Here is a 26,145-nt window from a genome sequence, read left to right on the forward strand (position 1 = left end):
CCTAAGGTACTAAACTCAGGTGATGCCCCAGTCTGTGCTTTTTGGTCGCCAGATAGTCGGCATTGGCTGGATTGCTTGCGATCTCTAACGGCGTCACGGCCTCCACTGCGATGCCCAGCCGGGTGAGGGCGCGCGACTTATCCGGGTTGTTACTCAGTAACTCAATCGACTTCACCTCAAAATGCTGCAACATACTGGCGGCATCATCATATGCTCGCTGGTCTACAGGCAGGCCCAGGGCGAGGTTTGCTGCCACCGTATCCAAGCCGGTGTCTTGCAAATCATAGGCCTGCACCTTGTTGCTGATGCCGATGCCGCGCCCTTCATGTCCGCGCAGATACAGAATAATGCCATTGCCACGCGCCTGAATCAGTTGCTGCGAGCGTTTGAACTGTTCGCCGCAATCGCAGCGCTGTGAGCCAAACACATCCCCGGTCAGGCATTCAGAGTGCACGCGGGTCAGCACTCTGGCTTGACCGCTGACCTCGCCGAGCACCAGTGCGATCTGCTCCCGCCCGCTGTGCATATCAACAAACGCGTGTAAACGGTACTGCCCATATTCTGTTGGTAAGTGAGCACTGGCTTTCCAGCGCAGGCTGCCACTTTCGATGGCCGCTGTTTGCAAAGAGGCAAGCTTATTTAAGCGCATTGATCGCTCCCATTTTAATCAGCTTGGCGCGCAACACATTGCGGCTCAAGCCCAGCAGCTTGGCGGTTTGCACCTGATTATGGTGGCAATGCTGATAGGCGGCACGTACCAGCGTGTCTTCCACATAGTCATAAAGCTGCGCTTTGCCCGTTTCAAACAACTGCTGCAGCGACGCCTCCAGCGAGTCAGTATCTGCTTCGCTGGGCAAGGCCTGCAAGGCGGCTTTGGGGCGGTGTAGCGAGATTGAGGACAAATGTAAATCCTCACTGCGCACCACATTGTTGCGGCAAATCAGCAAGGAGTGATGAATCACATTTTCGAGTTCGCGGATATTGCCTGGCCAACTATGCTGCAATAATTTTTGCTTGGCCGAGTCATCGAGGCGGATGGTGGCGTAGCCCAACCGCCGTGTATATTCGCCAACAAAATAATCTGCCAGTGGCAAAATATCGCCGGGCCGGTTACGCAGGGTTGGCAGCTCCAGGTGCGCAACGCGTAAACGGTAGAATAAATCCTCCCTGAAGTTACCAGCCAGCACGGCCTCCTCCAGGCGTACGTTGGTCGCTGCAATCAGCCGCACATCAATCGGGGTTGGTTTGCGCGCGCCTAGCCGTACGACCTCGCGCTCTTGTAGTACACGTAACAGCTTCACCTGGAGACTCAGCGGCAAATCACCGATCTCATCCAGAAACAGCGTGCCGCCATTGGCCTCTTCAAACCAGCCGGCTTTGGCGGTGACCGCCCCGGTAAACGCGCCTTTTTCATGGCCGAACAATTCACTTTCGACCAGTGTTTCCGAGAACGCCCCGCAATTCACCGCGACAAATGGTTTGGATTTTCGGTAACTCAAGGCATGCACATGGCGGGCAATCAACTCCTTGCCCGTGCCGGTTTCGCCAATGATCAAGACGTTGGCGTCACTGGGGGCAATTTGCTTGATGCGATTAAGCAAGGCGATCGACTTCGGATCTTCAAACACCTGCGCGGTCGCTCGAATCGAGGTCGACATGGCCCGCGAGTTCGGCATGGTTAACAGACGCTGTTGCTCAAACTGCGTGTCGTGTTCAGTCGCATAAAAATCGTTTGCTAATAGATTTGCCATCGTGAGGATCTCACTGTCTTTCCATAGAGTTAAGCCCAGATACAGTAATCCAGGCTGCAATTTCGTGCCAATAAGTAATGGCGCTATTCATATTCTTTAAAGTTATAAATAAATCTCTCATTAGAAATAATGATTTAATTACCCGTCTGAATTAGCAGAATGCATGCCAATCAGGCCGAGGTCGTGCTACCGCAGGCATGAGATGACGGGTTAAAACAATAAATGCCATAAAATCATGGGGTTAAGAAAAGGAGGGCTTGTGGTTGCTTATTGCTGCGTGAGGTATGCAAATGGCACTGCTCTACATCCGCCTGCTGAAATCGATGCAGGGTGCTGCAAACGCAGCAGAACTGCTGAACAAGTTGCTGATTTTGCAGCAATCAAAAAAATAATTTTTTTAAGTAATTGAATTACAAGTCTTTTATTTGTGGCATGGACTTTGCACTTTTCAAGCTGTTATTTCTGTTGAATGGGTTGTAAAGGGTAGTCGATGCAAATATTCTGGTTTTTACCCACGCATGGCGATCAACGGTATCTTGGCAGCAGCCAGGGCGCCAGACCGGCCACGTTTTCTTATCTTAAACAGATTGCCCAGGCGGCTGACCGGCTGGGCTATGGCGGTGTGCTGGTGCCGTCTGGCCGCTCTTGCGAAGATGCCTGGGTCATTTCTTCGGCGCTGATCAATGAAACCAGCCAGCTCAAGTTTTTAGTCGCCACGCGCCCAGGGTTTATTTCACCGGTGGTGTCGGCGCGCATGGCCTCGACGCTGGACCGTATCTCGGGCGGGCGGCTGCTGATTAATGTGGTGGCGGGCGGCGACCCTGCCGAACAGCAGGCCGAGGGCAGCTTTCTCGATCATGATGCTCGTTATGCGGAGGCTGAGGAATTTTTGACCATTTGGCGCAAAGTCCTGAGCGAGCAGCGCGTGGATTTTGAGGGCGATTATTTAAGCGTCAAGGGAGCCAGCTTACCAACTGGTAGCCTGCAAAAACCTTACCCGCCACTCTTTATCGGCGGCGCTTCCGAGGCCGCCATCAAACTCAGTAGCGAGCATATTGATGTGCATTTAACCTGGGGTGAACCGCCTGCCGCCGTGGCCGAGAAAATCAAGGTCATCCGCGCGGCTGCGGCAGCCAAAGGCCGCCATATCCGGTTTGGCATCCGCTTGCATGTGATTGTGCGTGAAACCAGCGAGCAAGCCTGGCAAGCCGCAGACACACTCATTTCGCAGGTCACTGATGACACGATCGCGGCAGCACAGGCTGCAGTGGCCAACTTTGATTCTGTCGCACAAAAACGCATGACGGCTTTGCATCATGGCCGCCGTGACCAGCTCGAAGTCTCGCCTAATCTGTGGGCTGGTGTCGGCCTGGTGCGCGGCGGTGCCGGCACTGCGCTGGTGGGCAATCCGCAAGAAGTGGCTGACCGCATTAAAGAGTATCAGGCGCTGGGCATTGATTATTTTATTTTCTCAGGCTACCCACATCTGGAGGAGGCTTACCGTGTCGCTGAATTATTGTTCCCGCTTTTGCCGCTACAGCAACAGGCCCCGCAGGAGGTCAGCATTACGACCAATCTCACCGGCCCGTTTGGCGCAGCCCAATCTGTTAAGCATGCTGCGTAGGGGGGAAGATGACATTGGCTCTGAATTTACGCCCGCCCGCCGCTGAAGCGGAGCATGGCATTGTGTTTCACGGCACACCGCAACAGCGCGCCGATCAACTTTGCGACTATTTGGCACTCACCGCGGTTGAACGCGATGTCGCAGGAGGGACGCCCTATCCGCAGCGGCAGGCGGTAAGGGATAGCGGCTTGCTCAGTTTGTGGCTACCGCAACAGGCCGGGGGCTTGGGCGCCAGCTGGGCGCAGACCTACCGCATCATCCGCCAGATTGCCCGCGTCGACAGCTCAATTGCACAGGTGTTTGCGTTCCAGTTTTTGATGCTGGCTTCCATTCGTTTATATGGCAGCGAGACGCAGTGGCAGCATTATTTCAAGCTCACTGCGCACCAGAACCTGTGGTGGGGCAATGCCCTCAATCCGCTAGACCAGCGTACGGTGGCACGTAAGGTAGACGGTGGCTATGTGTTTCACGGGCAAAAAAGTTTTTGCTCCGGCTCCATGGATTCTGACTTCCTGATCGTGTCTGCCATAGAAGAAGGCAGCGGCAAATTTCTGGTGTCTGCGGTGCCGACCAGTCGCGCAGGGATTACGCTCAAGGGCGACTGGGACAACATCGGCCAGCGCCAGACCGACAGTGGCAGTGCAGAATTTAACCAGCTCAATGTGGAAGACCATGAGTTGCTCATGCAGCCTGGTCCGCTCAGTTCGTCGTTTGCCAGTCTGCGTTCGTTGGTGGCCCAGCTGATTTTTACCAATATCTACCTGGGTATTGCCGAAGGGGCGCTGGCCGAGGGTGCCAAATATACCCGTGGCAGCAGCCGGGTCTGGTCTGCTTCGTTGGCAAACAGCGTGTATGAGGATCCTTATACCTTGCTGCATTACGGCGAGTTTTGGGCAGGATTACATGCATCATCGGTGCTGGCCGACCATGCTGCCGAATTGCTCGATGCGGCCTGGCAGCAAGGACTGTCACTCGATGACGCACAACGCGGAGAAGTGGCGCTGGCGGTGTTTTCGGCCAAAGTGCAGGCGACCCGTGCCGGGCTGGATGTGACCACGCGTATTTTTGAGGTGGCAGGCGCCCGTGCGACCACAGCCAAGCTGCGCATGGACCGTTTCTGGCGGAATTTGCGTGTGTATACCTTGCATGACCCGGTGGATTACAAATTCAAGGAGTTAGGCGAGTGGGCGCTGAATGGGCAGTATCCTACCCCTAGCTTTTACTCATAGAGGCTTGTATTCACTCGTCTCAGGCTCACAATTGAGCGCTCAAATAAAGAATATTTATGAAACAAAAAATTATTGATCTACGTAACCGTCCTGCGTTTTTGCATGACTTTTTTGGCGCCACGCCCAATACGCCTGCCTATGAAACGGCCAAATGGCTGAATCAGCGCGTGGGTTCACTGGAGCCCGAGCATTTTCGCCGCTCTTACACGGTAGAGGGTTATCTGCAGGAAATAGACGAAGCTGGTATCGACATTGCAGTGGTGGTCGGCCGTGAAACGCCAGACCTCACCATTGATGATCAGCAAATTGCCGATCTGGTCAAACACAGCGCCAAGCTGGTGGGGCTGGGCTCGGTGGATATTGAAAGTCGCGGCGTGGACAGTACCTTGGCCGCGATTGAAAAAGCCATACACCATTATGGCTTTAAAGCCATCAATATCGAGCCGGGCTTTGGCAAGCCTGCGCGGCAGGTGGATGATCCACTGTTTGACCCGGTGTATGAGGCGTGCCAGCAGTATGGCGTGCCGGTGTGCGTGATGTCGGGCCCGACCACACCGGATCTCGACTATGCGCACCCGAATGCGGTGGCACGGCTGGCGCGCAAATATCCCCAATTAAACATTATTTGTTTTCACGGCTATTACCCGTTTGTGAACGAGATTGTCGGTGCCGCCTTCCGCTACCCCAATCTGTACCTGGTGCCGGATATGTACATTTTCCAGCCCGGCGCCGAGCTGTATGTGCAGGCCGCCAACCAGTTTCTGGGCGACCAGTTGCTGTTTGGCACCTCTTATCCGTTCCGCCCCATGAAACAAACCATCGCTGATTTTGCGGCACTGGGCTTCAAGGATGCCGTACTCGAAAAAGTGTTTTATCAGAATGCGGCCAGAGTGCTGAATCTCAGCCCGGCAGCGTGAGTAAAAGGAGTGTGTATGTTAGAAAAAAAACAACCATTTGATTCGGTCGCTAGCGCCATTCAAGCCATCGCCAACGGCGAATTCGTGATTGTGGTCGATGATACCGACCGCGAAAACGAAGGCGACCTGATTATCGCCGCCGAAAAAATCACCACTGAAAAAATGGCCTTCCTGGTCAAACACAGTAGTGGTCTGGTCTGCGTCGGCATGCCCGCACCACGCTTGCAGGCGTTGGCGTTACCACAGATGGTGACAGACAACGCCGACCCGTTCCGTACTGCGTTTACGGTCAGCGTCGATTACAAATATGGCACGACCAGCGGCATTTCAGCAGCGGATCGTGCCCTGACCCTGCGCAAGCTGGCGGATCCTACCACTCAGGCCGATGATTTTCACCGCCCCGGCCATATCTTCCCGCTACGCGCCCGCCGTGGTGGCGTGCTCGAGCGGCCTGGCCACACCGAAGCCGCGCATGACCTTGCCGCCATGGCTGGCCTGCAGCCAGTCGGCGTGTTATGCGAAATCGTCAATGACGATGGCAGCATGGCCAGACGCCCTGATTTATTCAAGTTTGCCCAAGCCCACGGGCTCAAAATCATTACCATTGCCGATATGAAAGCCTATCGTGCGCGCGACCTCAACTACGCGCTGCCGGGCTTACAGGCTATTCCACGCCAGCAAAGCCGCCTGCTGGATGCAGCGATGGTCTACGGCGGATAAACTGTCCGATTCCTGCAAAACAACAAGCCCTCAGCTGAGGGCTTTTTTATTCAAATCAGTCAACGCGCTTCAAGCGGCACTTTTATTAAAACTTGTGACTATGTTTTATCTACAGACAAAAACCGATTTAACGTTATTTCTTTAGTTTAGGCATTCGTTCCTTCAATGATTCTAAACTAGCAAACCTAAACAACAAGGATTGACATTTTTTTGTAACCATTTTAATGTGTTCTTAAAATTATTGGTACACATTAAATGAGTGACAAAAATAAAAATGCATATATTGAGTTTGGTCGAAGACTAGTGGAGCTTAGAAACAAAGCTCATTTGAGCCAAAATGAATTTGCAATCAGCCTAAAAGCCTCTCAGCAAACTGTTAGTCGTTGGGAAAGGGGTGAATCAAGACCAAGATTTAAGCAATTTGATTTAATTGTTAGGCTGCTTTCAGCTGATGCCAACGAACTTCTTGTCCTAGCAGGATACGGCACGAGTAAAGGCGCTATAACGACATACGATCAACCATTCCCGGTAGATTCCTTGAGTCCGGATAGTTTTGAGCGATTATGTTTACACCTTGTAACAAAGTTATACCCCAACTCAAAAGCACATAGAGCCGGAGGGACTGGACACAAACAAGATGGGATAGATGTTGAAGTGCAACATGTTGATGGGACCGTGTACACCTTCCAATGCAAACGTGTAGATAATTTCGGTGCAGCAAAAGTCACCAAAGCAATCAATGATCACATCAAAAAAGCAGATAAGAAGTTTCTGTTTTTAAGCCTAATTGCTTCTCCTCAAGCTAGGAATGCTATTAATGGCCTACCAGACTGGGAAATTTGGGATAAAGAAGATATATCACTGAAGATTCGTGAGCTTTCAAAGCTTGAGCAGCGTGAATTGGTAGATATTTTCTTCCGCGGTCAACGGCTTGCCCTGCTTGGAGAGACTGAAGCTGGTCCTTGGATGACTCTGGACGAACTTTTTAAGCAATTTTTAAATAAGGAGTTGGCATTCAATCATCACTGGACATTGATTGGAAGAGATAAAGAACAGACCGAAATTGCAAATGCCTTGAATGATAAAAATACAGTTGTCATTTTCATAGGAGGTGCAGGTGGCTCTGGAAAGTCGAAGCTTCTTTATCAGTCGTTGGTTAGTTTTCAAAATAAGCATCCAGATGTTTTAGTACGACTTGCTTCAGTAAGTGAGTCAATTACTAATAAAAGTCTCGAAGACCTTGGCTCGGGTGAAAAGCTACTCGTTGTTGATGACGCACATGAACGAGAGGACTTACCACTTCTTTATCACTATGTTGCCAATCCAGCCAATAAAGCCAGGCTGATAATTTCAGTTCGACTTTATGGCTTAGAAAGAGCGCAAAATGAGGCAGTGAGGGTTAATTTACCTATCCAGCGAATGAAGCAAGTAACGTTGGATACTTTAACTCTCAAAGACTCGACTCATCTGGCAGCAGAGGCACTTAAGCAATATGGTGGGCCGCTCGCGTTAGCATCTGACATTGCAAAGTTAACGAAAGAGTGTCCTTTGGCTACCGTGATTGCCGCACAAGTTGTAGCTAAGGAGAAACTACGCCCAGCATTAATCCATAATGCTTCTGAGTTTAGACGTTTAATACTAAGCAGATTTCAACAAGTGATCGCTGGAGAAATCACTCAAGGGCAAGATGCGAACACAGTAACAAAGATCTTGAAAATACTAGCCTTAATACAACCATTTTCTATTGAGGATGAGAGGACGTATGAGTTGATTGAAGCAATCGAATTGGTTCGAAGCGATGATAGTAAGCGTCTCACCAAATTGCTAATTAATTCAGGGGTAATTTTCAAAAGGGGTGGTTTGTACCGTATTTCGCCCGATTTATTGGCAGATCATATCATCGAAGAAAACTGCATTGATGCGACAGGTAAGTCATCAGGATATGCAGAAAAAGTTTTCGACAAAGCAAACTATCAATTTTTAGAAAAAATTCTACTTAACTTGAGTAAGCTTGATTGGATAAGAGCTAATGGCGATCCATCAAATAGTCATTTATTGGATGCCATGTGGGGTAAGCTCAATGCGGAAAATCATTTGAGTGCGATGACCGCTGTTGCTTATTATCAACCTGATAAAGCTTTGCAATTTGCAGAGCGAGCTATTAGTGATGGTGAGCCGCCAACTAAATTACCGGATCTGGTTAAGTATGCTGCATATAACTACGCTTACATTCCCAGAGCCTGCGATTGTCTGTGGGAATTGGGCAAGGTTGATAATCGAGAGCTACATCAAACACCCGAACATGCGATCAGAATTCTTTGCGAGTTGTGCGCCGTAGAACCCAACAAGCCGATGCAGTATTGTGAAAGTATTGTTGATTATGCTTTAGATCTTTTAGATAAGGATGATGCCTGGGAAGGCAAATACACACCCTACGATGTGCTAAAGGGAATAATGCTTACTGAGGGGCACACTACAACATCTAACGGACGTGAAATCTCAATGAATGCGTTCATGGTTCATCAGCCAGGCGTTGCCAAATTACGAGCTAAAGTAATTGATGCAGCAATCAATCGCCTCTCAAGTACAAATTTACGTATCGCAACTCACTCTGCCGCTTTCCTTCATAACGCACTTCGTTACCCAATGGGTCAGTTCGGAAAAGTTGTCACCAGTGAAGAAAAAGCGAGCTGGACTGATGAGTTTGTTGAAACGCTCAAGAAGATACAAACTAAAGTTCGTTCTCAGGAACTTGATTCAGTAGTTCTTATTGAGTTAAAGAAATCAATTAATTGGCATGCCTATTATTCCGAAGGCGCTACAAGAACCATCGCCAGTAGTATTCTCACAAAGCTGCCTAAAACACTGCATTTTCGAACACAGCTCACTCTCATCGATGGTTATGGGCACGAGGTTGATGCATTTGGTCATGAAAATAAACGAAAAAAGTGGGAGATCTCGAGAAAGCAGCTTGTGAGTGAGTTGTTGTCAACTTATCCCAAGCCAAAAGATTTATTCATCTATATCCAAGAGCAACTTGAGCATGTCGATAAGTTCAATGTCACTGGAAACATATCTCCACAGGTTTTAGTGTTTGACCTGATTGAAGCTTCTGATGCTTTTGCAGGAGAACTATTAGAAGCGGTATTAAAGGATAACGGTAGTGTCTCCAATCGCTTTGTTTCGTCTGCATTGAATGCAGTATTTAGGAATAACCGTAATCGCGGATTAGGAATGAGCTATGCAAAGCGTCTACTGCAAACCCACAATCCAATCCTTGAAAATTCTGTTGCCCATTCACTTGATGTGGCGATTAGGTTTGCTGGAAATACGCCGGCCGAGATTAATCTTATTCGACAACTCTTATGGTCGAAATCTAAATCACTTGTAATCTCTTGTATTCATGCCATTTGGAGCATTGCTCTTAATGGTGATATAGCTCTTGCGATTGAGTTGATGCTGAGTGTGGATATTTCTAACGACTCCAAAATTGCAGACCAACTGCTGTCATTGTGTTCTGAAGACAGAAAGCACTTGAGTGTTGAGGTTTTGGGTGAGGAAGTTATTTATGAGTTGCTAAAAAAACTAGTACCATTACCCGAACTGACGGGACATTGGGTCGGGAAGTTTATTGCAGAGTGCTCACTCCAATATCCTTATAAAACTGCAAAATTCTTTATGGATAGAGTGGATATTGCTGCTTCGAGTAAAGATTATTCTTATCGAGCATGTAATTACGGTCCCTGGAAAAATGTTGCCTTGAAATTTAGGGAGTCTTCCGAGTTTACAAGTCTGATACATACTATGTGGACATGGATGCGAAGTCATAACACCGACGATTACTTTTTCAATAAAGAAGCTTCAAGACTATTCGTTGAAATGTTTATACCGTTTGACGAACCCGTTTTAATTTTCTTGAGAGAAAGGTTCAGAGGTGATAAGCAGGATATTGAGCTTATAAGTAACCTGCTAGATGATGTTTCTTCAGAATTTTGTTTCCAGCAATCACAATTTGTCATCGACTTTTTGAACAAAGCTAAGGCATTTGGCAAAGATACATTAGAGTCAGCTATCAGTGCACTTTATACCAGCGGAGTTAGCGGTATGCGTTCTGGAATACCTGGACAACCATTTCCGCAGGATATATTTGCCAGGGATGAGTCTGTTCGCATTTTGCAAAACCTCTCCCGCACATCGCCCGCTTACAAACTGTACACGTGGTTTAAAGAGGGCGCCGAAAGGGATATTGCAAGTGCCATCAAAGAAAATGAAAGTTTTGAAGATGACTGAGACCAATAAATTTAATCAAACACTTTAAGACATGTAGTTGTATTATGCGATTAGCCAAAATAAAGCCCTCAAATGAGGGCTTTTTCATTCGGACCTATAAGAGCTTAAATCCAAGGATGGCGCGGCGGTTTGACCTTGTTCAGGCTGTAATTACCAACGGCATGGTATTTCCAGCGCACCGGATCGTGCAGCGTATGGGTACGTGCATTCCGCCAGTGGCGATCCAGGTTGTATTCCCCCAGGGTAGAACGGGTCCCGGCCAGTTCAAACAACTTGCTGCCCGCCAGCAAGGCGGTTTCGGTACTCAGCACTTTGGCTTCTGCCACCGCAATCGAGGCTTCGGCCACGGTGTCTTCATTCGGGTTAAGTTGCGCTTCGTCTATGTATTCACCCGCGCGTGCCAGTAAAGCCTCGGTGGCGTGCAGGCGAATCTGCAAGTCACCGATATCCTTGATGGTATGCGGGTCTTCATAACCGTGTTCGAGGTCGGTATCTATCCATGGCCGAGTGTAGTTGCGTACAAAGTGCAGGGTATCTTTAAACGCCGCGCGGGCGATGCCGGTATCCACCGCCGCCTGGATAATCTGCGCAATCGGCCCCATGGTGGTCGGGCGGTCAAAGGCCAGATGGTGCGGCAGCACGTATTCGCTAGGCACAAAAATATTTTCCAGGATGGTCGTCCCGCTAGCCGTGGTGCGTTGGCCAAAGCTGGACCAGTCATCAATAATGGTCAGGCCTTCTGCGCCAGCGGGTACGAATGCCACCACGGTATTGTCGTGCTCATCTTTGGCCACCACTGGCACCCAGTCCGCCAGCAACGCGCCAGACGAATAGAATTTTTTGCCGTTTAAAAAGTAGCCGCTATTGGTGGGCGTGAGCTTGGTTTTCACGTCATTGACGCTCTTGGTGCCAATCTCGGAGAACGCATTGCCAAACCGCACCCCTTGCAGCACCAGCTCAAAAAAGTATTTTTTCTGAAAGTCTGAGCCATCCAGGCGCAAGCCTTCCACCATATATAAATGATTCTGTGGAATCTGTCCGACACTGGGGTCTGCTTCGGCCACGGTGGCTACCACTTCTGCCAGAGTTTTATTAGAGACAAAGGCACCGCCATATTCTTTGGGCACGGTAATGCCCCACAACCCGCTGCTTGAAAACAGGTCGAGTTCTTTGCGTGGCAGTCGACGTTCCTGGTCGCGCAGGGCGGCTTCTTTGGCAATTTCGCTGGCCACTTGTTTGGCGACGGTCAGGGCTTCTGCGTCACTTTTAATCAAATGTGCCGCTTGTCGCGGCAGGTTTACAGGCAAATGCGCAATCTTATTTGCTTGTGCAGTCATAGTCAGTCCTTATTCAAAAAGAGATCAATAAAGGCATGGCGAGCAGGCACCATGCGTCTGCAGTCACTGTTGCATTTAGTGTGCCAATCAATAAAGCATTGAATTTAAAAGAAAATATAAAAATCCATCTCTGCTGCCGCCTCTATAGAAACAGTTTGCTGCTGAATGACTGCTGTAAAAGCAGCAGCCACTGGAGGGTGGGGAGGGAGCGAACTGCAGCGTGATCGCGCAAAACTGCTGCTTTTGCAGCAGTTGATCAGCAACTAGCGCTGGAATCTAGCACCATTTAAAAAGCATGTTTTATGTTAAGTCATTGAAAAATATAAACATTATTGCCTGGCATGGATGCTGCTAATACTACTGGCAAGCAAGGTCGTCTGCGAAGCATCGTAAGCAACGACCTCCGTCATTGTTATTTCAGGAGTCATGATGAGCCGTCCATTAAAAGTTACTGCCGTTTCCGGCAGCTATAAATTACCTTCCAGAACCGCTGCACTGGTGCAGGCGATCACACAGAAGTTGGGACAGCAAATCCCGATTGATCTGCACGTGGTGGAATTAAGCGAAATTGCGGGCAGCTTGGTCGCTTCCTACGATCCCAAAGCTTTGCCAATCAACGTACAGCAAGATATCCAGGCGATTGAAACCGCCGATTTACTGGTGGTGGCTACGCCTGTGTATCGCGCCTCTTATGGAGGGTTGTTCAAGCATTTGTTTGATCTGGTCAATCTCGAAGCATTGATTGATGTGCCCGTGCTGCTGGCAGCAACCGGCGGCACTGAGCGTCATGCCTTGATCATTGATCATGAGCTGCGCCCATTATTCAGCTTCTTCCAGGCAGTCACGTTGCCGATCGGTGTATATGCCGTTGAAGCGGATTTTGAAAATTATCAAATCAAGAGTGAGGCGGTGAAAGCGCGCATTGATCTAGCGGTAGAGCGTGCCCTGCCTTTGCTCAAACATCGCGAGCTTTTGAGCCAGGAAAAGTTATTAGCCATTTAAATTCAGTGATTTTTGGAGAGATTAAAGATGAGTACAGAAAACATTAAATTTGCCTATTGGGTGCCTAACGTCAGTGGTGGCCTGGTGGTCAGTAACATTGAGCAGCGCACCAGTTGGGATATCGATTACAACCGCAAGCTGGCACAAATTGCCGAAAAAGCCGGATTTGAATATGCATTGAGCCAAATCCGTTTTACAGCGGGGTATGGGGCCGAGTTTCAGCATGAGTCGGTATCTTTTTCGCATGCCTTGCTGGCGGCGACCACCAAACTCAAAGTGATTGCCGCCATTTTGCCTGGCCCCTGGAATCCGGTGCTGGCTGCCAAACAATTGGCGACCATTGATATTCTCACCCAGGGACGGATTGCGGTGAATATCGTCTCCGGCTGGTTCCGTGGTGAGTTTACGGCGATTGGCGAGCATTGGCTGGATCACGACGAACGCTACCGCCGTTCACGCGAGTTTATTGAAGCGCTCAAGGGCATTTGGACCCAGGATAACTTTACTTACAGAGGCGATTTTTACCGCTTTAGTAACTACTCACTCAAACCTAAACCTTTGCAGCAGCCACATCCAGAAATTTTCCAGGGCGGCAGTTCACGTGCTGCGCGCGATAATGCGGCCGCGGTCTCAGACTGGTACTTCACCAACGGTAACACCGTGGAAGGGATCAAGACCCAGGTGGACGATATTCGCGCCAAGGCGGCGGCCAATAAGCATCAGGTCAAGATCGGGGTCAATGCCTTTGTGATTGCCCGCGATACCGAAGAAGAAGCCAAAGCCGTATTGAAGGAAATCATTGATAAAGCCAACCCTGAAGCGGTCAATGCCTTTGGCCATGAAGTGAAAAATGCCGGTGCTGCCAGCCCGGAGCGTGAAGGTAACTGGGCGAAGTCGAGCTTTGAAGACCTGGTGCAATATAACGATGGCTTTAAAACCAATTTGATTGGTACACCACAGCAAATTGCCGAGCGCATTGTGGCTTTGAAGGCGGTGGGCGTAGATTTAGTGTTGGCGGGCTTTTTGCACTTTCAGGAAGAGGTCGCTTATTTTGGTGAAAAAGTACTGCCACTGGTGCGTGAGCTGGAAGCTAAAACCTTGGCCAAAGCGGCTTAACTCAACCCGGCAGGAAATTGGCAATGGCAGAGACTTTACCTCACTTGCTCGCTTTGCAGGCCGTGGAGCGCCCGCATCGTGTTGCAATTCGGCATAAACAGCTGGGCCTCTGGCAGCAGGCCTCCTGGCTTGCGGTGCAAGAGGACGTCACCCGCACGGCGCACTATTTACAGCAACACGGCTTTCGCCAGGGCGATACCTTGTTCCTGCTCAGTGAACCACGGCCAGAGGCCTTGCTGTTGTCGCTAGCTGCCCATTGGCTGGGCGGCGTGGCAGCGCCACTGGATCCGGCCTTTGCGCAACCGCAGTTACTGGATTTATTGCATACCTTGCGGCCGCAATTTGTGTTTGCCGAGGCGCAGGCGCAGGTGGATCAAGTCCTGGCAGCCAAGCCTGATAGCGCACTGGTGATTTATGCCGATGCGCGCGGGCTAGCGGGCTATCAGCATCCTGCGCTGGTTGCTTATGCGCAGATTGTGGCCACGCCTGAGACACAGAACATTTCACCCGTGGCTGAGACTGCGGAAATCGCCTTCCGCTTTTACCGCTTAAGTGACGCCTATGCGCTGGAGTACAGCGAATTAAGCCATGCCGAACTGCTTAGAAATGGCCGCCAACTGATCAGCCAAGAGGTGCTCACAGCGCATGAAGAGGCATTGGCGGCGCGTGCATTTGCCGCCAGCGGTCATGCCAAATATCTGCTTTCGCCGTGGCTATTGGCGGGCTTTACTCTGAATTTTCCAGAAAATCTGGCGACCCGGGATACCGACAGGCGCGAACTCGGCCCCACGCTGGTCGCTGGCACGGCAACCACTTATCAGCGCCTGTATGCGCTGACACAATCCCGTTGGCCCTTACCCGGCAGTTGGCAGCATAGGCTGGTGGGTTGGGCACTGCGTGCAGCCCGTGCCCGGTTGCCGCTGATCGCAACGCTGGCGCGCTGGCTGGTGATTTTGCCCTTGCAGGATGTGCTGGGTCTGCGGCGTACGCGCGTGCCATTACTGGTAGGCGAGCCCTTGTCGCCCGAGGCCACACAGTTTTTCAGTGACATTGGCATTGATGTGCGTGCCTGGCCAGAAGCTTCTGCCTGGCAGACCAGCCAGCTGCAAGTGATTCCACATCAGTCCAATGACTTGCACAGCTATTTGGGATTAGCGACATGGAAGGCCGCGATATGAGTACCACCCTTGCTGCACCTCAGCCATTACTGGCATTAGACGGGATTTCATTGTCGTTTAAGGGCGTGAAAGCCATTACCAATATCAGTTTTGCCGTCAATGAGGGCGAAATTTGTGCCTTGATCGGCCCCAATGGCGCCGGCAAAAGCTCATTGCTTAACGTGATTAATGGCGTCTACAAGCCTGATGAAGGCAGTATCCGCTACCAGGATGCGGTGCGTCGCGCCATGCATCCGCAATGGGCTGCCAGACGCGGCGTGGCGCGCACGTTTCAGAATATAGCCCTGTTTAAAGGCATGTCGGTGCTCGACAACGTACTGACCGGCACCAACCTCAAGGTCAAAAGCAGTTGGCTGGAGCAGGTATTTAATGTGGGCCGCGCGCCTGCGGATGCCTTGGCGCAACGGCAGAAAGCAGAGCGCGTGATTGCTTTTCTCAAACTGCAACCCTGGCGTAACAGCATTGTGGGCAGTTTGCCCTATGGCTTGCAAAAGCGCGTCGAGCTTGCCCGTGCACTGGCTGCCGAGCCTCAACTGCTGTTGCTGGATGAACCGATGGCTGGGATGAACGCTGATGAAAAGGCGGAGATGAGCCGGTTTATCCGTGAAACCAACCGCGAGTTTGGCACCACGATTGTGCTGATTGAGCATGATATCGGCGTGGTGATGACGCTGTCAGACCATGTGGTGGTGCTGGATTATGGCAAGAAGATCGGTGATGGCACGCCGGATGAAGTGCGCGCCAACCCCGAGGTGATTGCCGCCTACCTGGGCACCAAACACTGAGGCAATACAAGGATCAATTGAGATGAGTTTCTTTTTCGAAGTTCTGACTGGTGGCTTGCTTGCGGGCGTGATGTATTCGCTGGTCGCGATCGGCTTTGTGCTGATTTACAAGGCATCAGGCGTGTTTAATTTTGCCCAGGGCTCCATGGTGCTGTTTGCGGCATTGACCTTTGTCAGCCTAGTCGAGCGAGGCGTGCCGTTCTGGGGCGCCTTTGTGTTGACCTTGCTGACCATGGCGGTGTTGGCCTGGCTGATTGAATGGCTGGTGTTGCGGCCGCTGGTGAACCGTTCGCCGATTACCTTGTTCATGGCAACCTTGGGCCTGAGTTATATCGTCGAAGGCCTGGCGCAAGCGGTGTGGGGTGCACAAGTGCACGCGCTGGAGATTGGTATCAACGACGAGCCTTATGAGGTGTTCGGTATTTTGCTGTCGCAATTTGATTTGTTTGCTGCGGCCATTGCGGGCGGCCTAGTCGCGCTGCTCGGTGTCCTCTTCAATAAAACCCGTATTGGCATTGCCTTGCGCGCTGTGGCAGATGACCAACTGGCGGCCTTGGCGGTGGGCATCCATCTGCAACGCTTGTGGCTGATCGTCTGGGCGGTGGCTGGTTTTGTCGGTCTGGTCGCCGGCATGTTGTGGGGTGCACGCGTCGGTGTGCAGTTTTCGCTGTCACTGATTGTACTCAAAGCCTTGCCGGTGCTGATTATTGGCGGCTTTACCTCGATTGAAGGTGCGATTGTTGGCGGATTGATCGTTGGCGCCAGCGAAAAACTGGCTGAGGTCTTCATCGGCCCGCTGATTGGCGGCGGCATTGAAAACTGGTTTCCCTATGTGTTGGCGATGTTGTTTCTGCTGGTCCGCCCCTATGGCTTGTTTGGTGATAAAGCGATTGAACGTGTTTAAAAAATAGAGAGCAGGCAGGGTTAGCATGTTATATAAAGAAGCAGGACAATTCATCACAGAGTATCGGCTGGACAAGCGCTTTTTCAGGCTCAAACAGGAGCGCTGGGCATTTGCGGCCTTACTGGCATTCGCCTACCTGGTCGTCCCTGCCATTGGCAACGACTACTGGTTTAGCGCCATCCTCATCCCGGTGCTGGTGCTGTCGCTGGCCGGCTTGGGCTTGAATTTGCTCACTGGCTATGCGGGTCAGCTCTCCTTGGGGTCTGCGGCCTTTATGGCGGTAGGTGCGTTTGCCACCTACAACTTTCACCTGCGGATAGAGGGCTTGCCATTGATTGCCAGCCTGATATTGGGCGGGTTGACGGCAGGTGGCGTCGGCCTGGTGTTTGGGCTGCCGAGTTTGCGCATCAAGGGCTTTTACCTGATTGTGGCAACACTGGCTGCACAGTTTTTTGTGCAATGGGTGTTCACCACATTCTCCTGGTTTTCCAACAACTCCTCTTCTGGTGTTATTACGGCGCCACCTTTGCAGATATTAGGGACTGATTTGAGTACACCGGCGGGCCGCTACCTGCTGACCTTAACCGTCGTCGTGGCGCTGGGGTGGCTGGCAAAAACCATTGTCAGTGGTGAGCTCGGACGCAAGTGGATGGCGGTACGCGACATGGACACCGCTGCCGCCGTGATCGGGATCTCGGTGCCAAAAACCAAATTGCTGGCCTTTGCCATCAGCTCGTTTTACCTGGGGGTTGCGGGTGCGCTGTGGGCGTTCACTTACCTGGGCACCGTCGAACCACATGGCTTTGATTTGTCACGCTCCTTCCAGATTCTGTTCATCATTATTATTGGCGGCATGGGTAGTATCCTCGGCAACTTTCTGGGCGCGGCTTTTATTGTGCTGTTCCCCATTCTGCTTTCCAACCTGACCAGCAGCCTGTTGGCCGGAGCGATTGATCCTGGCCAGCTGGAGAATTTTCAGAAAATGATTTTTGGCGCCTTGATCATCTTTTTCCTGATCAAAGAGCCCAACGGTTTGGCCAAGGTCTGGCAAACCGCCAAACAACGGTTGCGGGTCTGGCCGCTACGTTTCTAGGCCGTTCCTGACGAATTGATTGAAGGAGACTTCCATGTGTTAAACAGCCTCACACGGTCTTTTATATAACCAAGAACGATTAAGAGAGATTTCTATATTTTTATAAGGAGTATTTAAGTGAACTTTTTAAGTAAACATCGCTGGCTGTGGCTGGCATTGGGCTTGGGGGTTGCCAGTTTGTCTACACAAGTACAAGCCGCCAATGAGCAATATTTTCCGTTACAAAGTTACCGGATTGGCCCTTATGCGGCAGGTGGTTCCGGCTTTTTTGGTGGATTTATCGACTATTTGCAATACATCAATGCCAAAGAGGGTGGCGTGAATGGCGTCAAGCTGACCTGGAGCGAGTGCGAAACCGAATACGTGGTGGAAAAAGGCGTTGAGTGCTACGAGCGACTGAAAAAAGGCCTGAACGGCGCGCCCGCTGCAGCGACCAATCCGCTGTCAGTTGGCATTGCCTACGCGACTTTGGAGCGCTCGACCACAGACAAATTGCCGCTGATCACGATTAACCACGGCCGCACCGATTCGACCGATGGCAGCGTGTTCCCTTATGCCTTCCCGCTGCAATTAAACCCGTACAGCGAAGTGTCTGCGATTGTGAACTATATCGCCCAGCAATCTGGCGGTCTGGACAAGCTCAAAGGCAAAAAAATTGTCACCTTGTATCATGGCTCCCCTTACGGCAAGGAAACCAGTCCGATTCTGGAACTGCTGGCTAAGAAATACGGCTTTGAGCTGACCTTGCTCGAAGTGCCGCATCCAGGCAACGAGCAACAGTCGCAATGGCTGACGATACGTCGCATCAAGCCGGACTGGGTGATTTTACGTGGCTGGGGCGTGATGAACCCGGTGGCGTTGAAAACTGCGCAAAAAACCGGTTTTCCGGCCGACCATATCATCGGCAATATCTGGAGCAACTCTGAAGATGACGCGGCACCTGCTGGCAACGCCGCCAAGGGGTTTATCTCAATCACGACACATCCTTCCGGCACCAGTTTCCCGGTATTGCAAGGCATCAACCAATACGTGATCAAACCCGGTAAAGGCAACCTGCAAGACGCTAAACGCTTTGGCAATGTGTATTACAACCTGGGCGTGGTCAATGGCATCCTCAACGTGGAAGCCGTGCGTGTGGCGCAAGCCAAATTTGGCAAACGCCCATTGACCGGTGAAGAGGTACGCTGGGGCTTTGAGAACCTCAAACTGGATGATGCGCGCCTTAACGAGTTGGGCGCTCTGGGTCTGGTACAGCCGCTCAAACTGAGTTGCGCTGACCATGAGGGCGGCGGTGCAGTCCGCTTCCAGCAGTGGGATGGCAGCAAATGGAAAGTGATTTCTGACTGGGTGCAGGCAGACCGCCAGTTGTTGCGTCCGATTATTGAAAAATCTTCCCATGAGTATGCCAAGGAAAAAGGCATCACGCCACGGGATTGCAGTAAAGAAGTTGTCGCTGCCAACTAAAAACTCGTTGCACAACGATACACAGGGCACACCGCATGGCAGTGTGCCTTTACAGTTTGCTGCCGTGGGCAAGGCCCTGCACCTTGCCGACGACAGTCAATTGAGGAGTCAAACATGACACAAGCACAGTTAAATACGATCCCAGTGCAAGCGCTCACTGCGGTTGAGCCCTTGTTGCAGCTGGACAATGTTGAGGTGATCTATGAAAAGGTCATTTTTGCTATCAAACATATTTCTTTAGAGGTTAAACCACAGTCTATTGTGGCTTTGCTCGGTGCGAATGGCGCTGGCAAAAGTACCATCCTGAAAGCGATTTCTGGCCTGGCCCCGGCACAACGCGGTGAGATTGTACAAGGCCGGATTGTATATGCCGGTAAAGACATGACCAAGGCCACACCGGGCCAACTGGTGGCACAGGGTCTGGTTCAGGTGCTTGAAGGTCGGCATTGCTTTGGCCATTTAACGGTTGAGGAAAACCTGCTGACCGGGGCCTTTATTCGCAGACCGTCGAGCAAAGGGCTGGCGCAAGACCTGGAAAAAGTCTATGCCTTTTTCCCACGCCTGAAGTTATTGCGTAAAAACTATGCCGGGTATACCTCCGGGGGCGAGCAGCAAATGGTGGCGATCGGCCGTGCGTTGATGGCGAATCCCAAACTGATTCTGCTCGACGAGCCTTCCATGGGGCTGGCGCCGCAAATTGTGGAAGAGATTTTTGAAATCGTGCACCAGTTACAGCAAACGCAAGGCTTGAGCTTTTTGCTGGCGGAGCAGAACGCCACGGTGGCTTTGCGTTACGCCAACCATGCTTATGTACTTGAAAGTGGCCATATCACGCAAGAGGGCGATGCACAGACCATTGCCAATAGCCAGGCATTGAGTGATTCTTATCTGGGTAGCCGTTAAGTTAAAATGGCGGCTAATAAAAAAACGGCCATCATGGCCGTTTTTTATTGCAGGATACTTTTAGAAAAAGTGTGCCACATGGAAAATGGCTTTAATGCCGTCAATATCCGGTAGCGTATTGCGGTTTTCCCTGAAGTAAAACACATCAATCCGCTTGTTGCTGTCACCGTCAATTAAATACCCTACACCAATGTCTACGCGCTTGCGGTCCAAGCCGGTGGTGTCATTGTTAAATTCTTGGTAAATCACTTTGGGCTGGAATTTGCCTATGCCCACTTTTTCGGCAAAGGTATAGCTGCCATTGACAAAAAAGCCTTTGGCTTCTGGCAAGACGGTATCGCCGGTATTGTCATTGTCATAGTTGTAATAGGAGGCTTCTGCCCCCAGCACGGCGCCATCACTCAATGGTTTTTCCAGGCGTGCATCCAGGTTCCAGTATTTGGAATCGCCTTTATTCAGGATCGTCCCTGCGCCATCTTTTTGATAACGGTAAGAGCCGCCCACAGACAAAATCGATTTCTTGCCATCATAGCTGGCCAGGTTATAAAAGCCTGGCTCGGTATCCCAGAAGTTATATTGCAGACGGGTGGCATAAGACAAGTTATCAGCCTGATTGGAGCCGCCCTGGCGACCGTTAGTGGCCGAAACGTAGTATTTGAAGGCCTCGCTCTTGTCTGTACCGAAGAAGACTGCACCATTATCCCGACCAGCAAACTGGTAAGAGCCTAACTCGGCAATCGGGAAGTCAAACGTGGTGGAATACATCGGTGCAGCAGCGGAGGCGCGGCTCGCTGCCGGTAAGAAGCGACCCACCCAAACATGCGCGTAGTTGTTAAACTCCAAGCCCAGATGACCATCCAGCAACTCAACTCTGTTGTCTGCTGAATTGCGTGCGAAGTTGAACTCAAAGGAGACGTTCTCATGCACCTTACCGTTGGTATATAAACGTGCCTCTTCAACCTCAAAGTCATTCGAGCGGTCTTTGCCATTCGGCGCGGCATCTTTCACCGAGCTAAAGCTGACGCGAGAGGCAATGCCGATATTGATAAATTGGTTTTCGTTGCGTTGCAGCGTGGCCTCGGCAAAAGCTTGTGTACTCAGCAGGGCCAAGCTGGTGTAGAGAGAAATTTGTCGTAGTTTAGGATTAATGGTTTGTATATTCATGTGTTCACTCTGTGATAATCAGTTATCAATAAATGGAGATCAGGCAACCGGATGACGATGAAATGGTTGCTTTCCAGAGTGAGCTTTTGCAGAATCTGTGCCAGAAAATTATTTTATGAAAATCAATGGTTTATGTTTTGATTGGCTGGGTGTGCTTGCTGGCGATGGCGCAAGCTGCTGTTCGCCTGTCTTTTAATCAGCAAAGGGCGAACGCAGCATGTGATTAGGCGGAATGACGTGCGATGACAAAAAACGCGCGGCATGCGCAGAAGCGGGTGCGATACCCAATGGACTCGGCAAACAGGGGACATGACCACCGTAAACAGTGGCCATGGATAGATGAGAATCAGTGTTTATTTGGACGTATCGGCGGTCTTGCAACCTTTTAGGTGCAAGTGGTCACTGTCATCCAGCGTGGTCTGGTCGCCATTCAGGCGCAAATCCATGGTGCCATAATGGTAGTGTTGCTTATCGTCGGCATCACGTAACAGCCCCACCTCATGGTCAGGCAGCATGACCCATGCTTCTTCGCCAGTGGCAGAGAGTTTGAGGCCAAACGACTGATAATTTTCGCATTGGTAATGCAAAGCTTCTTTGCCATAGCGTGGAACTTCCTTGGTCCCTTTGTCGAACACGCTCGGCAGTTCAACGCTTTTGCAGCCAAACAATAGACTGCTGGCGCCAACCAATAGGATGAAGGAGTAGATGTTTTTCATGATTTAAATCTGGGCTTTATTTAAGATAAGGGAATCGACGATGCACGCTATTGTGCCAGCCATGCTTGGCAGACTCAATCGTTTTGGCGCTTGGGTTGGTAGGCTGCCCGTTGCAGCCGGTCTCGCACGGCGTCCCAGGCCGCGGTGTTAGGCGGCGATTCTATTAAGATCACGTCAGCATGTGCGGCATCCAATATGTGCAGCGCTGCATAGAGCTGTTCGGCAGCTTGTGCAGGGCTGGCCGGCAAATGTGTATCTTTGGCCGTGACCGCCGCCCCGGCGCCAAACAACAAGGCGACAGCATGAGGGTGCTGCTGTGCATAGTCTGTCATCGCTTGCCTGGAAGAAAACAGCAGGCAGGGTGTTCGTGGCGAATAATGCAGCAAATGCTGCCCGGGGGCCTTGGGAATCTGCGCCGATGCATCTACAGACGCCGGCGTGCCTGCGACGGCTGCAATCGCCGCCTCATCTATCATGCCGGGTCTGAGCAATCGCCAGCCATCTTCATGCACGCTGACAATGGTCGACTCTATGCCTACCTGGCAAGCGCCACCATCCAGCACCGGAATGTCTGTCCCCAGTCCTGCTTCGACATGCTCTGCCGTGGTGGGGCTCAGTTGCGTATACTTATTCGCTGAAGGGGCTGCCAGGCCCAGGCCACTTTCGTTGAGCAGCGCCAGCGCCACGGGGTGTGCCGGCACCCGTAAAGCCACCGTCGGCTCGCCAGCCCTCACCGCCGCTGAGACCTCCGCGCGCGCAGGCAATACCAATGTCAGCGGACCCGGCCAGAAGGCCGCGGCCAGCCTTTGTGCCAGTGGTGGAAAGCTGCTGGCCCAGTCGGCCACTTGCTCTGCGCGTCCAATATGGACGATCAATGGGTTATTGGCAGGTCGCTGTTTGGTGGCGTAGATGTTCGCAACAGCTAAGTCATTGCGTGCATCTGCCGCCAGGCCATAGACGGTCTCGGTCGGGATGGCGACCACTTCGCCCCGTTGCAATCGTTCTATCGCCTCTGCCTGGTTGATCCGCATTGCGCACTCTATATATATATAAATCATCAAAAAATGTATTTTACTCTGTAAAACCCTGACGGCTAAAGCGGGCTTGCTATAAAATGCCCGCTTTGATTCAAGGAGCGACACATGCAAATTCAAGTTCAGCACAATCCTGCCGAAACACAACTAAAGGACTTGGGTGTGTCCAAGTGGCCTACCTGGAAAAAAGAAGTATCAACCTTTGATTGGATTTTTCACGAACAAGAGCAGGCATACATACTAGAAGGTCAATGTGTAGTGACGCCTGTGGGTGGCGCACCGGTCAGCTTTGGTAAAGGAGACTTTGTGGTCTTTCCTGCTGGCCTCAAGGTGAGTTGGGAAGTCAAACAACCTTTGCACAAGCATTATCAGCTGGATGGCAATGTCTTGACGCAAACCTGGTTGCGCATTAAGGCCGCTTTCAAGAAATAATCATCAATTTGTAACAAAATTGTAAGAATGGCAAATAAGGGTTGACCGCAACGCTTATCGCTGTAAAATGCGCGGCTCTCTTCAACGAAACGGTTGTTTAGTTGGGTGAGAAGAAATAAAAAAGCGCAGTATGTTTGAGCGTTAAGTTGGCAGCGGAATAAAAGTTGTTGACGAAGTAAAAAACCTCTGTATAATGCGCGCTTCGCTTGAAACGTTGGAAGTTAAAACGGAAGAGCGAAAAGCCTTCGAGGCACTGTTCTTTAAAAATTAGGATGACTGATAAGTGTGGGTGTTTGTAGTTGGGTGTGAACGCATTTGATGCGTAAAACTCAGAAAATACAAATGCTTACGCTTAGATTTATGACAAGTATGTACAGTGTAGTTTACACACATACCTTGAAATGAATTTGAGATATAGCGAAATCGAATACCGCCTCTTAATTGAGGTAAAAAGTAATAGTTAGGAATTAAACTGAAGAGTTTGATCCTGGCTCAGATTGAACGCTGGCGGAATGCTTTACACATGCAAGTCGAACGATGAACCTTAGCTTGCTAGGGGGATTAGTGGCGAACGGGTGAGTAATATATCGGAACGTACCTTGTAATGGGGGATAACTAGTCGAAAGATTAGCTAATACCGCATACGCCCTGAGGGGGAAAGTAGGGGATCTTCGGACCTTACGTTATAAGAGCGGCCGATATCTGATTAGCTAGTTGGTGGGGTAATGGCCTACCAAGGCGACGATCAGTAGCTGGTCTGAGAGGACGACCAGCCACACTGGAACTGAGACACGGTCCAGACTCCTACGGGAGGCAGCAGTGGGGAATTTTGGACAATGGGCGCAAGCCTGATCCAGCCATTCCGCGTGAGTGAAGAAGGCCTTCGGGTTGTAAAGCTCTTTCGCAAGGGAAGAAAACTTACACAATAACACTGTGTGAGGCTGACGGTACCTTGATAAGAAGCACCGGCTAACTACGTGCCAGCAGCCGCGGTAATACGTAGGGTGCGAGCGTTAATCGGAATTACTGGGCGTAAAGCGTGCGCAGGCGGTTTTGTAAGTCAGATGTGAAATCCCCGAGCTCAACTTGGGAACTGCGTTTGAAACTACAAGACTAGAATATGTCAGAGGGGGGTAGAATTCCACGTGTAGCAGTGAAATGCGTAGAGATGTGGAGGAATACCAATGGCGAAGGCAGCCCCCTGGGATAATATTGACGCTCATGCACGAAAGCGTGGGGAGCAAACAGGATTAGATACCCTGGTAGTCCACGCCCTAAACGATGTCTACTAGTTGTTGGTGGAGTAAAATCCATGAGTAACGCAGCTAACGCGTGAAGTAGACCGCCTGGGGAGTACGGTCGCAAGATTAAAACTCAAAGGAATTGACGGGGGCCCGCACAAGCGGTGGATTATGTGGATTAATTCGATGCAACGCGAAAAACCTTACCTGGCCTTGACATGCCACTAACGAAGCAGAGATGCATTAGGTGCCCGTAAGGGAAAGTGGACACAGGTGCTGCATGGCTGTCGTCAGCTCGTGTCGTGAGATGTTGGGTTAAGTCCCGCAACGAGCGCAACCCTTGCCATTAATTGCCATCATTGAGTTGGGCACTTTAATGGGACTGCCGGTGACAAACCGGAGGAAGGTGGGGATGACGTCAAGTCCTCATGGCCCTTATGGCCAGGGCTTCACACGTAATACAATGGTCGGTACAGAGAGTTGCCAACCCGCGAGGGGGAGCTAATCTCAGAAAGCCGATCGTAGTCCGGATTGTTCTCTGCAACTCGAGAGCATGAAGTCGGAATCGCTAGTAATCGCGGATCAGCATGTCGCGGTGAATACGTTCCCGGGCCTTGTACACACCGCCCGTCACACCATGGGAGTGGGTTTTACCAGAAGTAGTTAGTCTAACCGCAAGGGGGACGATTACCACGGTAGTATTCATGACTGGGGTGAAGTCGTAACAAGGTAGCCGTATCGGAAGGTGCGGCTGGATCACCTCCTTTCTAGAGAAGATCACCTGTCTACAAGCATTCACTCTTATCGGTCATCTTAAAAATAAGCAGCAACAAAGATTTAGGCAAACCGCCTTAGGGTCTGTAGCTCAGCTGGTTAGAGCACCGTCTTGATAAGGCGGGGGTCGTTGGTTCGAGCCCAACCAGACCCACCACCGAATATTGGGGGATTAGCTCAGCTGGGAGAGCACCTGCTTTGCAAGCAGGGGGTCGTCGGTTCGATCCCGTCATCCTCCACCAACGACTTGGTGTCTTTGTTGCGGTTTAGAGATTAGAAGCAAGCGTTATTAATTGATGTTTGATTAAATGTTTGCTTCTGGTTTTTAAACGTTAGTTTAAAAAACTAAGACTGCTCTTTAACAAAATGGAAGAAGTAAAGGAATATAGGTTGTGTGATGACAACTTATATTCAATGGGCGATATTATTTTTTAACCGGAAATAATATCGATTGATTGCAAAATCATAAAT

20 protein-coding genes, 2 tRNA genes and 1 rRNA gene are annotated in these 26,145 nt (G+C 50.7%); 17 read left to right on the forward strand and 6 right to left on the reverse strand.

From position 1 onward, the window contains the following. Position 1: 1 nt before the first annotated feature. Positions 2–649 (reverse strand): GTP cyclohydrolase II, encoded by a 648-nt coding sequence (gene ribA / locus AACH41_RS00660; protein ID WP_338656076.1) that lies wholly within the window; start codon positions 647–649, stop codon positions 2–4. Continuing rightward, complete coding sequence (locus AACH41_RS00665) at positions 636–1,676, reverse strand: sigma-54 dependent transcriptional regulator (protein WP_338657562.1); 1,041 nt, start codon at positions 1,674–1,676, stop codon at positions 636–638. Before AACH41_RS00665 ends, ribA begins: the two co-directional genes overlap by 14 nt. A 565-nt stretch (positions 1,677–2,241) precedes the next feature. Here AACH41_RS00665 and ssuD point away from each other — a divergent pair. From ssuD to AACH41_RS00690, 5 genes are all read left to right on the forward strand, one after another. Further along, on the forward strand, positions 2,242–3,375 hold the full coding sequence (ssuD, locus tag AACH41_RS00670; RefSeq protein ID WP_338656077.1) for an FMNH2-dependent alkanesulfonate monooxygenase: 1,134 nt from the start codon (positions 2,242–2,244) through the stop codon (positions 3,373–3,375). 8 nt (positions 3,376–3,383) lie between these two features. Continuing rightward, positions 3,384–4,604 carry an acyl-CoA dehydrogenase family protein gene (locus AACH41_RS00675; protein ID WP_338656079.1) on the forward strand — a complete coding sequence of 407 codons (1,221 nt, stop codon included), beginning with the start codon at positions 3,384–3,386 and terminating at the stop codon, positions 4,602–4,604. A 56-nt stretch (positions 4,605–4,660) separates the two neighbouring features. Next, positions 4,661–5,521 carry an amidohydrolase family protein gene (locus AACH41_RS00680; protein WP_338656081.1) on the forward strand — a complete coding sequence of 287 codons (861 nt, stop codon included), beginning with the start codon at positions 4,661–4,663 and terminating at the stop codon, positions 5,519–5,521. Between the two features lie 15 nt (positions 5,522–5,536). Continuing rightward, a complete protein-coding gene (ribB, locus tag AACH41_RS00685) occupies positions 5,537–6,241 on the forward strand; it encodes a 3,4-dihydroxy-2-butanone-4-phosphate synthase (protein WP_338656083.1) in 705 nt (234 codons plus the stop codon). A gap of 255 nt (positions 6,242–6,496) precedes the next feature. Further along, the gene (locus tag AACH41_RS00690; RefSeq protein ID WP_338656085.1) at positions 6,497–10,531 is read left to right on the forward strand and encodes a helix-turn-helix transcriptional regulator; all 4,035 of its coding nucleotides are present in this window, start codon (positions 6,497–6,499) and stop codon (positions 10,529–10,531) included. A 104-nt stretch (positions 10,532–10,635) separates the two neighbouring features. Here AACH41_RS00690 and AACH41_RS00695 read toward each other — a convergent pair whose 3' ends face one another. After that, positions 10,636–11,868, reverse strand: coding sequence for an SfnB family sulfur acquisition oxidoreductase (locus AACH41_RS00695; RefSeq protein WP_338656086.1), 1,233 nt, complete (start codon positions 11,866–11,868; stop codon positions 10,636–10,638). Positions 11,869–12,297: 429 nt separating this feature from the next. Here AACH41_RS00695 and msuE point away from each other — a divergent pair, with 429 nt between their 5' ends. The 8 genes from msuE (at position 12,298) to AACH41_RS00735 (ending at position 20,313) form a co-directional block, all read left to right on the forward strand. Further along, positions 12,298–12,870 carry an FMN reductase gene (msuE, locus tag AACH41_RS00700; RefSeq protein ID WP_124553792.1) on the forward strand — a complete coding sequence of 191 codons (573 nt, stop codon included), beginning with the start codon at positions 12,298–12,300 and terminating at the stop codon, positions 12,868–12,870. Positions 12,871–12,897: 27 nt separating this feature from the next. After that, positions 12,898–13,986, forward strand: a complete 1,089-nt coding sequence (sfnG, locus tag AACH41_RS00705) for a dimethylsulfone monooxygenase SfnG (protein WP_338656091.1) — start codon at positions 12,898–12,900, stop codon at positions 13,984–13,986. 23 nt (positions 13,987–14,009) lie between these two features. Then, the gene (locus tag AACH41_RS00710; RefSeq protein WP_338656092.1) at positions 14,010–15,164 is read left to right on the forward strand and encodes an AMP-binding protein; all 1,155 of its coding nucleotides are present in this window, start codon (positions 14,010–14,012) and stop codon (positions 15,162–15,164) included. Further along, positions 15,161–15,949, forward strand: a complete 789-nt coding sequence (locus tag AACH41_RS00715) for an ABC transporter ATP-binding protein (RefSeq protein WP_338656094.1) — start codon at positions 15,161–15,163, stop codon at positions 15,947–15,949. The genes AACH41_RS00710 and AACH41_RS00715 overlap by 4 nt, the downstream gene beginning before the upstream one ends. A gap of 22 nt (positions 15,950–15,971) precedes the next feature. Next, a complete protein-coding gene (locus AACH41_RS00720) occupies positions 15,972–16,853 on the forward strand; it encodes a branched-chain amino acid ABC transporter permease (protein WP_338656096.1) in 882 nt (293 codons plus the stop codon). 25 nt (positions 16,854–16,878) lie between these two features. Further along, positions 16,879–17,946: a branched-chain amino acid ABC transporter permease gene (locus AACH41_RS00725; protein WP_338656098.1), complete on the forward strand. Its 1,068-nt coding sequence runs from the start codon at positions 16,879–16,881 to the stop codon at positions 17,944–17,946. Between the two features lie 117 nt (positions 17,947–18,063). Further along, positions 18,064–19,410, forward strand: coding sequence for an ABC transporter substrate-binding protein (locus AACH41_RS00730; RefSeq protein WP_338656100.1), 1,347 nt, complete (start codon positions 18,064–18,066; stop codon positions 19,408–19,410). Positions 19,411–19,524: 114 nt separating this feature from the next. Next, positions 19,525–20,313, forward strand: coding sequence for an ABC transporter ATP-binding protein (locus AACH41_RS00735; RefSeq protein ID WP_338656102.1), 789 nt, complete (start codon positions 19,525–19,527; stop codon positions 20,311–20,313). Between the two features lie 60 nt (positions 20,314–20,373). On the opposite strand, the gene AACH41_RS00740 is transcribed toward AACH41_RS00735, so the two are convergent. From AACH41_RS00740 to AACH41_RS00750, 3 genes are all read right to left on the reverse strand, one after another. After that, positions 20,374–21,477 (reverse strand): porin, encoded by a 1,104-nt coding sequence (locus tag AACH41_RS00740; RefSeq protein WP_338656103.1) that lies wholly within the window; start codon positions 21,475–21,477, stop codon positions 20,374–20,376. Between the two features lie 353 nt (positions 21,478–21,830). Next, positions 21,831–22,193: a hypothetical protein gene (locus tag AACH41_RS00745; RefSeq protein ID WP_338656104.1), complete on the reverse strand. Its 363-nt coding sequence runs from the start codon at positions 22,191–22,193 to the stop codon at positions 21,831–21,833. Positions 22,194–22,267: 74 nt separating this feature from the next. After that, a complete protein-coding gene (locus AACH41_RS00750; RefSeq protein WP_338656105.1) occupies positions 22,268–23,224 on the reverse strand; it encodes an L-threonylcarbamoyladenylate synthase in 957 nt (318 codons plus the stop codon). 111 nt (positions 23,225–23,335) lie between these two features. Here AACH41_RS00750 and AACH41_RS00755 point away from each other — a divergent pair, with 111 nt between their 5' ends. The 4 genes from AACH41_RS00755 to AACH41_RS00770 all read left to right on the forward strand — a co-directional run bounded on the left by AACH41_RS00755 (position 23,336) and on the right by AACH41_RS00770 (position 25,916). After that, a complete protein-coding gene (locus tag AACH41_RS00755) occupies positions 23,336–23,659 on the forward strand; it encodes a cupin domain-containing protein (protein ID WP_194749532.1) in 324 nt (107 codons plus the stop codon). Positions 23,660–24,128: 469 nt separating this feature from the next. Then, positions 24,129–25,667, forward strand: a 16S ribosomal RNA gene (locus tag AACH41_RS00760). Between the two features lie 87 nt (positions 25,668–25,754). Next, positions 25,755–25,831, forward strand: a tRNA-Ile gene (locus tag AACH41_RS00765). Between the two features lie 9 nt (positions 25,832–25,840). Then, positions 25,841–25,916, forward strand: a tRNA-Ala gene (locus tag AACH41_RS00770). The last annotated feature ends 229 nt before the right edge of the window (positions 25,917–26,145 follow it).

Origin of the sequence: Methylophilus sp. DW102 (assembly GCF_037076555.1) — a bacterium.
Classification (GTDB): Bacteria; Pseudomonadota; Gammaproteobacteria; order Burkholderiales; family Methylophilaceae; genus Methylophilus; species Methylophilus glucosoxydans.

What these genes read in the sequence shown, in the direction of transcription:
- ribA (WP_338656076.1), bottom strand. Translation starts at nt 649, where the DNA reads ATGCGCTTAAATAAGCTTGCCTCTTTGCAAACAGCGGCCATCGAAAGT.
- AACH41_RS00665 (WP_338657562.1), bottom strand. Translation starts at nt 1,676, where the DNA reads ATGCCGAACTCGCGGGCCATGTCGACCTCGATTCGAGCGACCGCGCAG.
- ssuD (WP_338656077.1), top strand. Translation starts at nt 2,242, where the DNA reads ATGCAAATATTCTGGTTTTTACCCACGCATGGCGATCAACGGTATCTT.
- AACH41_RS00675 (WP_338656079.1), top strand. Translation starts at nt 3,384, where the DNA reads ATGACATTGGCTCTGAATTTACGCCCGCCCGCCGCTGAAGCGGAGCAT.
- AACH41_RS00680 (WP_338656081.1), top strand. Translation starts at nt 4,661, where the DNA reads ATGAAACAAAAAATTATTGATCTACGTAACCGTCCTGCGTTTTTGCAT.
- ribB (WP_338656083.1), top strand. Translation starts at nt 5,537, where the DNA reads ATGTTAGAAAAAAAACAACCATTTGATTCGGTCGCTAGCGCCATTCAA.
- AACH41_RS00690 (WP_338656085.1), top strand. Translation starts at nt 6,497, where the DNA reads ATGAGTGACAAAAATAAAAATGCATATATTGAGTTTGGTCGAAGACTA.
- AACH41_RS00695 (WP_338656086.1), bottom strand. Translation starts at nt 11,868, where the DNA reads ATGACTGCACAAGCAAATAAGATTGCGCATTTGCCTGTAAACCTGCCG.
- msuE (WP_124553792.1), top strand. Translation starts at nt 12,298, where the DNA reads ATGAGCCGTCCATTAAAAGTTACTGCCGTTTCCGGCAGCTATAAATTA.
- sfnG (WP_338656091.1), top strand. Translation starts at nt 12,898, where the DNA reads ATGAGTACAGAAAACATTAAATTTGCCTATTGGGTGCCTAACGTCAGT.
- AACH41_RS00710 (WP_338656092.1), top strand. Translation starts at nt 14,010, where the DNA reads ATGGCAGAGACTTTACCTCACTTGCTCGCTTTGCAGGCCGTGGAGCGC.
- AACH41_RS00715 (WP_338656094.1), top strand. Translation starts at nt 15,161, where the DNA reads ATGAGTACCACCCTTGCTGCACCTCAGCCATTACTGGCATTAGACGGG.
- AACH41_RS00720 (WP_338656096.1), top strand. Translation starts at nt 15,972, where the DNA reads ATGAGTTTCTTTTTCGAAGTTCTGACTGGTGGCTTGCTTGCGGGCGTG.
- AACH41_RS00725 (WP_338656098.1), top strand. Translation starts at nt 16,879, where the DNA reads ATGTTATATAAAGAAGCAGGACAATTCATCACAGAGTATCGGCTGGAC.
- AACH41_RS00735 (WP_338656102.1), top strand. Translation starts at nt 19,525, where the DNA reads ATGACACAAGCACAGTTAAATACGATCCCAGTGCAAGCGCTCACTGCG.
- AACH41_RS00740 (WP_338656103.1), bottom strand. Translation starts at nt 21,477, where the DNA reads ATGAATATACAAACCATTAATCCTAAACTACGACAAATTTCTCTCTAC.
- AACH41_RS00745 (WP_338656104.1), bottom strand. Translation starts at nt 22,193, where the DNA reads ATGAAAAACATCTACTCCTTCATCCTATTGGTTGGCGCCAGCAGTCTA.
- AACH41_RS00750 (WP_338656105.1), bottom strand. Translation starts at nt 23,224, where the DNA reads ATGCGGATCAACCAGGCAGAGGCGATAGAACGATTGCAACGGGGCGAA.
- AACH41_RS00755 (WP_194749532.1), top strand. Translation starts at nt 23,336, where the DNA reads ATGCAAATTCAAGTTCAGCACAATCCTGCCGAAACACAACTAAAGGAC.